The following is a 2,009-nucleotide window of genomic DNA, read 5'->3' as shown; positions in this document are numbered from 1 at the left end:
AGCATCATGACAAGCACGCGGGCTCCGGCGTAGCCGGCGTCGTGGGCGTCGATCACGCCGATCTCGCCGAGCTGGGCGCGCGAGGATCCGTAGGGATCGTCCGGGCGCGCGCGCATCCGCAGGGGCCCTCGCGCGGGATCGGGTCGCTCCAGGATCCTGCCGTCGGGGGCCCGCTCGGGGCCGAGGCCGGATGTGATCCCCCGAGCGACCGGCCTGATCTCGAGGACGAATGGAAGGAGCGCGGCGCGCTCGATCGCGTCGCTGGTGAGCCACGCGCTGACCGCGTTGAGCCAGCGGCTCTCATGCCTGATTGTCCCGAGCCGCTCGACAGTCTCCCGATACTCCCTCCGGAGGGGCAGGTCCGCATCGTCTGCAAGAGGGCAGCCCGCGCGCGCGCGCCGGGCCAGCGCCCTCTCGCCCATTCCATCCTGCGCGGCACGCAGAGCCTCGGCGCGCTCCGCCTCGGAACGATGGCCTCGATCGGCGAAGAAGACCCAGACCGGAAGAGGCGCCTCGGCGGAGGGGCGCTCCATGAGGGCGCCGAGGGCGGGGTGGATGCTGGACGCATGTCCCGCGGAGACGATCGCAAGACAGCATGCGATCAGCCAGGTCCCGATGCGCGTCACGACGCGGCCACGCGCCCTGAGGCTTGAGACATGGGCCCTCCACTTCCAGAGTCCATAAAGGATCCTACATTCTGGGGCAGGAGGTCAAGGAGAGGCTAGGTCTCGTCGATCCTGGGCCCGGGTCCGGTCAGCAGGCTCCTGATCTCCTCGTGGAGCGGCCCGTTCGAAGCCACGATCTCCCATCCGTCGCGCCATCGATCCCCTCCGGCGAGATCGGTCACGCGGCCCCCGGCCTCCTCCACCATGAGGGCGCCGGCCGCCACATCCCAAGGAGAGAGGTAGATCTCCCAGAAGCCGTCGTAGCGCCCGCAGGCGACATGAGCCAGATCGAGAGCTGCTGCGCCGCAGCGCCGCAGGCCGCGGGCGCGCAGAGAGAGACGGGCCCAGTTCTCGAGGTTGCTGTTCGACAGCTCATCCTGACGGTAGGCGAAGCCGGTTGCCAGGAGGGCGTGAGATAGGTCCCCCTCCTCCGAGACGCGGCAGCGGTTGCCATTGAGGGTGACTCCCTTCCCCGCCTCCCCTATGAACAGCTCCTCGAGGTAAGGAGCGTAGATGACCCCCACGACCCCTCTGCCCGATCTCTCCAGGGCGATGGAGACGCAAAAGAAGGGATGGGCGTGGACGAAGTTGGTGGTCCCATCGAGAGGGTCGATCACCCAACGGTGCTCTTCTCCCGGCGCGGGCTCGCGCCGGACCCGCTCCTCGGCATGGATGCCGTGCGCGGGGAAGGCCTCGGCGATGCGCCGGGCGAGGTGCGCCTCGACAGCGAGATCGGTCTCGGTGACCAGATTCCGCCATCCCTTGTAGCCGACCGCCCCCCGCTCGATCTGACCGTAGCTCTTCATGAGGATCTCGCCCGCTTCCCGGGCGATCGCGATCGCGAACTCGAGCATGCCTCTCCTCCGGGGCCCTCGATGAGGCGCAGCAGCCGCATCCAAGGCCCCCCAGAACGGGCGCCCACCACCGGCGTTGAACGAAAGCTCTCGAAGAGGCTAGAGTCTAACGTATTCTTGTCGATCTACCAGCGGGGAGGACGCATGGAGAAGGTGATGGAGAAGGTGGTCGCCCTCTGCAAGAGGCGCGGCTTCGTGTTTCCCTCCAGCGAGATCTACGGCGGGATCAACGCCTGCTGGGACTACGGGCCCCTGGGCGTGCGGCTGAAGAACAACGTCAAGCGCCTCTGGTTCCGTTCGATGACCCAGCTCAGGGACGACATCGAGGGGCTCGACGCGGCGATCCTCATGGCGCCCAGGGTTTGGGAGGCGTCGGGCCACGTCGAGAACTTCACCGACCCGATGGTGGACTGCAAGGAGTGCAAGGCCCGCTTCCGGGCCGATGAGCTGAGCGCCGATCCGACCGATCCTAAGACCCCGTGCCCGCGCT

General features: G+C 67.9%; 3 protein-coding genes. 1 reads left to right on the top strand and 2 read right to left on the bottom strand.

The window, feature by feature from the left end:
* Window positions 1-626: hypothetical protein (locus FJY88_13965; protein ID MBM3288432.1), on the bottom strand; the 626-nt coding region annotated here is incomplete at its 3' end.
* A gap of 95 nt (window positions 627-721) precedes the next feature.
* Window positions 722-1,519, bottom strand: a complete 798-nt coding sequence (locus tag FJY88_13960; GenBank protein MBM3288431.1) for an inositol monophosphatase — start codon at window positions 1,517-1,519, stop codon at window positions 722-724.
* Window positions 1,520-1,663: 144 nt separating this feature from the next.
* On the opposite strand from FJY88_13960, the gene FJY88_13955 reads away from it, so the two are divergent.
* Window positions 1,664-2,009: glycine--tRNA ligase (locus FJY88_13955; protein MBM3288430.1), on the top strand; the 346-nt coding region annotated here is incomplete at its 3' end.

The sequence above is a fragment of the Candidatus Eisenbacteria bacterium genome, from assembly GCA_016867495.1.
Taxonomy (GTDB): Bacteria; Eisenbacteria; RBG-16-71-46; order CAIMUX01; family VGJL01; genus VGJL01.
Note: the sequence above shows the minus strand (reverse complement) of the source record. Positions and strands in the feature narration are given on the sequence as shown.

Bases quoted from the DNA above. Each gene is read 5' to 3' on its own strand.
- FJY88_13960 (MBM3288431.1), bottom strand. From the start codon at position 1,519: ATGCTCGAGTTCGCGATCGCGATCGCCCGGGAAGCGGGCGAGATCCTC.